8 protein-coding genes, 1 tRNA gene, 1 other RNA gene and 1 pseudogene (1 of these 11 only partly in view) are annotated in these 7,500 nt (G+C 39.5%); 7 read left to right on the forward strand and 4 right to left on the reverse strand.

Translation table 11 applies throughout. The features are described from left to right. Nucleotides 1-124, reverse strand: a pseudogene (locus AC1DSB_RS09700) (tRNA-specific adenosine deaminase); the annotation flags it as partial. 85 nt (nt 125-209) lie between these two features. On the opposite strand from AC1DSB_RS09700, the gene AC1DSB_RS09705 reads away from it, so the two are divergent. From AC1DSB_RS09705 to AC1DSB_RS09715, 3 genes are all read left to right on the forward strand, one after another. After that, nucleotides 210-1,355 (forward strand): glycosyl hydrolase family 18 protein, encoded by a 1,146-nt coding sequence (locus AC1DSB_RS09705; RefSeq protein ID WP_477532247.1) that lies wholly within the window; start codon nt 210-212, stop codon nt 1,353-1,355. A gap of 112 nt (nt 1,356-1,467) precedes the next feature. Then, nucleotides 1,468-2,106: a deoxynucleoside kinase gene (locus tag AC1DSB_RS09710; protein ID WP_477532246.1), complete on the forward strand. Its 639-nt coding sequence runs from the start codon at nt 1,468-1,470 to the stop codon at nt 2,104-2,106. Continuing rightward, nucleotides 2,103-2,771, forward strand: coding sequence for a deoxynucleoside kinase (locus tag AC1DSB_RS09715; RefSeq protein WP_016428960.1), 669 nt, complete (start codon nt 2,103-2,105; stop codon nt 2,769-2,771). Before AC1DSB_RS09710 ends, AC1DSB_RS09715 begins: the two co-directional genes overlap by 4 nt. Before the next feature lie 52 nt (nt 2,772-2,823). On the opposite strand, the gene AC1DSB_RS09720 is transcribed toward AC1DSB_RS09715, so the two are convergent. The 3 genes from AC1DSB_RS09720 to AC1DSB_RS09730 form a co-directional block, all read right to left on the reverse strand. Continuing rightward, nucleotides 2,824-3,291: a hypothetical protein gene (locus tag AC1DSB_RS09720; protein WP_477586607.1), complete on the reverse strand. Its 468-nt coding sequence runs from the start codon at nt 3,289-3,291 to the stop codon at nt 2,824-2,826. A 202-nt stretch (nt 3,292-3,493) separates the two neighbouring features. Then, nucleotides 3,494-3,586 (reverse strand) — tRNA-Ser (locus AC1DSB_RS09725). 165 nt (nt 3,587-3,751) lie between these two features. Then, the gene (locus AC1DSB_RS09730; protein WP_477532244.1) at nt 3,752-4,597 is read right to left on the reverse strand and encodes a P-loop NTPase family protein; all 846 of its coding nucleotides are present in this window, start codon (nt 4,595-4,597) and stop codon (nt 3,752-3,754) included. Nucleotides 4,598-4,755: 158 nt separating this feature from the next. Between AC1DSB_RS09730 and ffs the strand changes: the two genes are divergently transcribed. The 4 genes from ffs to recR all read left to right on the forward strand — a co-directional run. Then, nucleotides 4,756-5,023: signal recognition particle sRNA large type (gene ffs / locus AC1DSB_RS09735), an RNA gene on the forward strand. Nucleotides 5,024-5,175: 152 nt separating this feature from the next. After that, nucleotides 5,176-6,948 carry a DNA polymerase III subunit gamma/tau gene (dnaX, locus tag AC1DSB_RS09740; RefSeq protein WP_477532243.1) on the forward strand — a complete coding sequence of 591 codons (1,773 nt, stop codon included), beginning with the start codon at nt 5,176-5,178 and terminating at the stop codon, nt 6,946-6,948. Nucleotides 6,949-6,962: 14 nt separating this feature from the next. Then, entirely contained in the window at nt 6,963-7,283 is a 321-nt protein-coding gene (locus tag AC1DSB_RS09745) for a YbaB/EbfC family nucleoid-associated protein (protein ID WP_016428964.1), read from the forward strand. Between the two features lie 11 nt (nt 7,284-7,294). After that, on the forward strand, nt 7,295-7,500 hold the 5' end (the start) of the coding sequence (gene recR / locus AC1DSB_RS09750) for a recombination mediator RecR (protein ID WP_016428965.1). It continues 391 nt past the right edge of the window; only the first 206 of its 597 coding nucleotides appear in the window; its start codon is at nt 7,295-7,297; the stop codon falls past the right edge of the window.

Genomic DNA, 7,500 nt, shown 5'->3' on the forward strand with positions numbered 1-7,500 from the left:
GTGCAATGATTTCATCCTGATAAACAATAACTGCACCAATTGGCACTTCACCTAGAGTGGCAGCTTTTTGAGCTTCGCTTAATGCTTCAAGCATGAAAGTCTGGTCTTTTTCAAATACATCCATTTCGCATCGCTCCTTCATTTTAGTGTAGCATGTTTTGTTCATCCTACGCATAGCATAAATGAGATGTGGAACAAGGAGGTTTTAGATGAATATTTATGTAGTAAAGCAAGGGGATAGTCTGTACTCTATTGCCAATAGGTTCGGGGTCGACCCTACCACACTGGCCAATTTCAATGAGCTTACTGATCCGAACGTTTTGGTAGTAGGTCAAACGATTGTCATTCCTGGCGCACCAGATCCAAATCGCCCAACGACTGATACGAATGCGTACGTGGAATGGTACACCGAAAAACCATCCCAAGCCGTGCTGGATGAGGTAAAGAAACGTGGTCCATTATTGACGTATATGATGCCATTTTCATATGAAGTCAAACGGGATGGTACGTTAACGCCATTGGATTGGAGTGGACTTGATCAGATTGCGCAAGATCAAAATATGGTTTCTGCAATAGTTATTTCCAATATCGAGAATGGTGCATTCAGTGACACTTTAGCACAAGACATTTTCGCGAGCACTGCTGTGCAAGATAAACTCATTCAAAATATCCTGGCTGAGGCCAAGGCGAAAAATGCAAAAGATATTCATGTGGATTTTGAGTATTTACGAAAAGAAGATCGACAAAACTATGTTAACTTCTTAAAGCGTTTAAAAACAGCGGCAAAAGCAAAAGGTTTGACTCTTTCTGCTGCACTTGCTCCGAAAACGTCCGCCGATCAGGTCGGAAAATGGTATGGAGGGCATGATTACAAAAAAATCGGTGAAGTAGTCGATTTTGTTGTCATTATGACCTATGAATGGGGCTATAGCGGAGGTCCACCGATGGCCGTGTCTCCAATTGGACCGGTACGTAATGTACTCACGTACGCATTAACAGAAATACCTGCTAAAAAAATCATGATGGGTCAAAATTTGTACGGGTATGACTGGACATTACCATATAAACCAGGAAATCCACCGGCTCAAACGATTAGTCCGAAGCGGGCTGTGGAACTTGCCCGGGAACGTAATGCAGCAATCTTATATGATGAGGTAGCGCAAGCACCATATTTCAATTACTGGCGGGACGGAAAAGAACATGTAGTATGGTTTGAGGATGCCCGTTCGATTAAAGCAAAATTTGATTTATTAAAAGAATTAGGTTTGAAAGGAATCAGTTACTGGCACATTGCCTTCCAATTCCCACAGAACTGGGTCGTTCTTAATGAAATGTTCCACGTGAAAAAAAGATAGAGCTAAAACCCTTTTCCGCTTTGGAAAAGTGGTTTTTAGCTCTGTTTTTCGTTTTCCAGCTATGATAGAATAAAGGGCACTGAACGACTGAGAACGAGTAGGAGGACTTCTGATGCCGATTCCATTTATCACAGTTGAAGGCCCAATTGGTGTTGGAAAAACTTCATTATCTAAGGCCATAGCCGATGCAAATAAGTTTCAACTTTTAAAAGAAATTGTGGATGAAAATCCATTTTTAAATAAGTTTTATGAAGATATCGATGAGTGGAGTTTCCAAACGGAAATGTTTTTCCTTTGCAACCGCTACAAACAACTAAGTGATATTCAAAAGAAATACATTGCCAATCATGAACCTGTCGTTGCAGACTACCACATTTTCAAAAATTTAATCTTCGCCAAACGTACACTTCCGGCAGAAGAGTATGTGAAGTACGAATCAATTTACCGTATTTTGACTCAGGATATGCCAAAGCCGAACATGGTCATCTATTTGCATGCTAGCTTGGATACACTGATGAAACGCATCGCACAGCGTGGGCGTGAATTCGAAAAATTGATAAGTGCAGAATATATGGAACAACTTTCAGCTGATTACCATGCATTCATTCAGTACTTTGAAGAAACACATCCGGAAATTCCGGTTCTTCGTTTCAATGGAGATGAAATTGATTTTGTTCAAAACGAATCTGATTTGAAATGGATCTTAAATAAAGTAGATGAAACGCTACAAAAAAGGAGTCTCCACGCATGAACTTACGTGAAAAATATGGCATTCCAAAAAATGCCGTGATTACAATAGCAGGTACAGTGGGTGTAGGGAAATCAACGATGACCAAAGCACTTGCAGACGCACTAAAATTCCATACCTCTTTTGAAAAAGTGGACGCCAATCCATATTTAGATCGTTTCTATGATGACTTTGAAAAATGGAGCTTCCACTTACAAATTTATTTCCTGGCAGAACGTTTTAAAGAACAAAAACGTATTTTTGAATACGGCGGCGGTTTTATTCAAGATCGCTCGATATACGAAGATACAGGGATTTTCGCTAAAATGCATATGGAAAAAGGCACAATGAACCTAACAGATTATGAGACGTATACAAGTCTCTTTGATGCAATGGTGATGACGCCGTATTTCCCGCATCCAGACTTACTTATTTATTTGGATGGATCTATTGAAGACATTTTAAGCCGCATTCAATTACGTGGGCGTCCAATGGAACAATCCACTCCAGTTGAGTATTGGTACGAAATGCATGAACGCTATGAAAACTGGATCAATTCTTTCAACGGCTGTCCTGTCCTGCGATTAAATATCAATGATTATGATTTGATGAAAAATCCTGAGACTGTGGAACCGATTGTTGAGCGTATTGGTCACTTTATTCAACAAACATCGATGTTACGTAGATAAAATGGACGAGCCTTCAGCGAAAGCTGGAGGCTTTTTTCTATTTGTAAATATCTCATTTGTTTCGCTTAACTGTTAGGTAGCTGGCAAACGCAATGATTGGGAAAAGTGCCAACAGACCGATGAGTAAAGTGAAACCGTCATTATTGTTAGGACCTGAAAAAGGGGTGGGCAGTTTGTTGCCAGCATATTCCCCATCACGCGTCGCWTTATAATATTGCCCATCGGGGTCTTCAATCGCTATCGCTTCATCTGTGCTTGTATCAATGATAGAAAAATACTTCGTGCCACTGGCGTACGAATTTGAGAAATTACCGGAATACGTACCCTCATTCGTAGAATATAAAGTAACTTCTCCGATTTCTTTATCGATTTGATCGACAATCTCATCACTTAAGACGTAAACATAGCCATCCCATACGACAAAAGAATATGCCCACTCAGCTGATGATTTATTGGGCAAGAAGACCGTCGTACATACAAGTGATATTAAAAAGGAAATCAATAAAGATTTAAATTTCATCCGAACCCTCCTTATTCTTCCATTTGACGGTAGAAAAGCAGTTTACGTTACAAATCATTGGAAATTAGTTATTAGAAAGCACAAAAAAAGGCAACTCAATGAGTTGCCTTCATAATATTCTGATTAGTTATGTTAGAAGAAAATTCGTTACGTTAGTAACGAATAACAATCTCCATTTATATGCGCGTGTTTGTTGAAAAAATGGAGGAGGTAGAGGGATTCGAACCCCCGCGGGATTTGACTCCCCTGTCGGTTTTCAAGACCGATCCCTTCAGCCAAACTTGGGTATACCTCCGTGTCAACAAGATATAATTTATCATGTACAAAAACTAAAGTCAACAACTACAGGTGATTAAATTAAAATTTAAGTATTTTGTTTTTTTGCGCATTTTTTTCAAATGATTTGCGGTGCATAAGATAATAAAGGAAAGCGGGAAGTGAGAGCTGCCCTTTTGAAGTGTTAAATCACTTTTTCTTTCACGATTACTTCCAGCATGGTTTTATACTGTGTGAAATTATACGAAGAGTTATTCACTCTTACCGTCATAAAATCAATTTGATCAACGATTTCATTTTCCAATAACTTTCTCGCTTCCAGAACTTTTAAGGTTCCTTCGACTCCTGTATAGTCATTTGCTTTTCCATACCCTTGATTCGTATAGTAATCAATAAATCCTTCAGCCCAATTGTTGTCTCGTTCTTTATAGGCTTTTTCAAATGAGGCATGAAGATTTTCTTGATCCACGTAAATTAACAAAGGGTTCAATGGTTCAATTATTTTTGCCAGCTGTAAGATATAGTCTGAAACAATATCGCTAGAGGAATTGTATTTAATCATGCTGATGGTTATGGGGTTCTGTATAAAACAGCATTCGAAAATATAGGTTTTGTGACTCTTGACCGCGTGTTGTACAAATTCCTTCCAGTTATTTATCATAAGTGGAATATGTATATCGAGAGGCAATTCATAAATATCATTCTTTGAAAGAAGTGTATATACGTCATCAGGAAGACTTGAAAGGTTTGTGTTTTTCATTTTTTGATAGGAAATGAAAGTTCCGTTCTCTTGTTGTTTCGCATTTTCTTTTAATATAGTTGCGTACTCAGTGTTTGCTGAAAGTAATTTTTCAAATTCTTCGTTTGTATAATAAGCAACTCCATCATAATCTGCAGGATGGTTTAGGTTTCCTTCAGAGAAAAGTTCGTTTTCTATATCATGCTCTTTCAATAGTTCATGCATAAGTTTGGCTGTTGTTGATTTCCCAAAGCCAGGCAACCCTTCAACTAAAATCAATTTTGTGTTCATGCTAAGTTTCTCCTTAAAGTGAGGATGAATTTACATTCCTATTATTCAATAAGAAAAACCCTTTTTCCTTCAAGCGAGGTAATGATTTTGTAAAAAGTCTCAGAGAATGAAATAGAAGGATTTGATTTTTTGTGGCTAAGTAAGTATACTAATAAATACCGTGCTAGGTGGGAAGGTAGCGGTGTCTTGTAACTCGCAATCCGCTCTAGCGAGACTGAACTCCTTCTCTGAGGCTGTTTATATGTAGGGTCTGACTTTTGCACGTAGTGTTGACGTCTGGGTCCTGCGCAATGGGTATCCATGAATCAGGTCAGGTCCGGAAGGAAGCAGCCTTAAGTGGACTTTTCTCATGTGCCGCAGGGTTGCCTAGGCAGAGCTAACGACAGAGGTTCCGCTTATGTATAGCAGTCGAAGGAAGGTGCACGGTATACATACTTCCATACAGGTGTTTGTTCGCTAACCATGCGAATGAACGCCTTTTTTCATTCTCGAATTCTTTGCTTTCAAAGAGCTAGAGTGAGTGCCTTATGTTATAATTAAAGAACTGTTTAAAATTACACTATAAGGGGAGAAATCAGTTGGCGTATCAAGCTTTTTATCGTGTTTACCGACCTCAATCATTCGCGGAAATGTCAGGTCAAGCACATGTGAAACAAACCCTTCAAAATGCTCTCCTTTATAATAAAACGACACATGCTTATTTATTCAACGGTCCACGAGGGACAGGGAAAACAAGTGCGGCAAAAATCTTTGCCAAAGCGCTGAACTGTGAAAAGGCACCCGTATCTGAGCCGTGTAATGAATGTGAAACGTGTAAAAGTATAACCAACGGATCGAATACAGACGTTATTGAATTCGATGCTGCATCTAATTCACGAGTTGAAGAAATTCGCGATATCATTGAAAAAGTTCGGTTTGCTCCTGCAAACTCGCGTTTTAAGGTGTATATCATCGATGAAGTGCATATGCTCTCCAACAGTGCTTTCAATGCTTTATTGAAAACACTTGAGGAACCACCGGCTCACGTTGTGTTTATACTAGCGACCACAGAACCTCATAAATTGCCACTCACGATTATTTCCAGGTGTCAGCGCTTTGACTTCAAACGAATTACGGCATCCGATATTGTGGACCGCATGAATGTCGTATTGGCTGATTCAGGAATCCCATCAAATGATCAAGCATTGAAAGTCATTGCGCAAGCTGCATCAGGCGGTATGCGTGATGCGTTGAGCATGCTCGATCAAGTGGTATCGTTCAGTGGTGACGAAATGACAGTGGAAGACGCACTTCTTGTAACAGGGTCAATTGGTCAGGATATCTTCTACCAACTGGCAGAGTCCTTATTAACGAAAGATGTTGGGAAAGTATTAACTCTTTTAGAAGAATTAATGAAAGAAGGAAAAGATGCAGTTCGCTTAACTGAGGACTTAATTACCTTCTTCAGAGACCTGTTATTAATGAATACCGCTCCATCTCTTGATGAGTTATTGGAACTCGCATCCGGTGAGGAGAAGTTTAAACAACTTGCCCATCAGTTCCCGATTGATACGTTATATCGTTACATCGAAATCCTATCAGCCACTCAACAGGAAATGCGTTACTCGAATCATGCAAAAGTCTATTTAGAGACCGCTCTATTAAAAATGTCACAAGTTAAAGTAACTAATTCTCAGCAAGCGACAGTGGATTTAAGTCCCTTTGAAGAGAAAATTGCTCAACTTGAACGAACTGTCATCGCGCTTGAACAACAACTGAAACAAGGTATTGCAACAAATGGTTCACAAACTCCTCAAGCGAGTGAATCACAAAAACGCCAGAGGTTAAGAACTCAAACTGGTTTCAAAGCACCGTCAGGCCGCATTCAGGAAGTCTTAAAAACGGCTACGAAGCAAGATATTCAGTTAATCAAATCGCACTGGCCAACGATTATGACGCAATTGCAAAAATCACATGCCGCATTATTGAATGAAGCAGAACCAGTTGCGGCATCTACCGGTGCATTTGTGTTAAAATTCAAATATGATATTCATTGCCAAATGGCTGCGGATAATCAAACGTTTTCAAGCGCCTTTTCTCAATTGCTCATGAATTTAACAGGTAAGATGTATGAGATTCTTTTTGTTCCTGAAGAAGCTTGGGTGAAAATCCGTGAAGAGTTTATTCGCAACAAAGGGTTGAAGGAGTCCGATTCTGATGCAGATGCAACTGCTGAGCCAAGTGAGACGGAACAAGCTGCAGACGAAATGTTAAGCTTTATGCAGGAAGAGAAAGCAGCCACGGAAGACCCGTTGATTGTAGAAGCGGAAAAATTATTTGGTAAAGAATTTGTAGAAATACATGATGATTAGGGAGGAAAAATAGTATGCGTGGAATGGGTAATATGCAAGGTATGATGAAACAAATGCAAAAAATGCAAAAGAAAATGGCTGAGGCTCAAGAAGAATTGGGAACTCAACATTTTGAAGGTGTTGCAGGTGGCGGTATGGTTAAAGTAACTGTTACTGGACACAAAGAAGTAATCAGTGTTGCTTTGGATGAATCAGTTGTTGATCCAGAAGACATCGAAATGTTACAAGACTTAATCGTAATCGCTACAAACGAAGCGATGAAAAAAGCAGAAGAAACTTCGAACTCCACGATGGGACAATTCACGAAGGGATTGAACCTCCCTGGCATGTTCTAGGAGGAAATCACATGCATTATCCTGAACCGATATCAAAACTAATTGATAGTTTTATGAAGTTGCCAGGTATTGGGCCGAAAACTGCGGCCCGTCTGGCATTTTTCGTGCTAAGTATGAAAGAGGACACTGTACTTGAATTTGCTAAAGCGTTGGTAGATGCTAAGCGTAACTTAAGTTACTGTTCTATTTGTGGTCATATTACAGATATAGACCCATG

The sequence above is a fragment of the Paenisporosarcina sp. P4_E4_2 genome, from assembly GCF_056401595.1.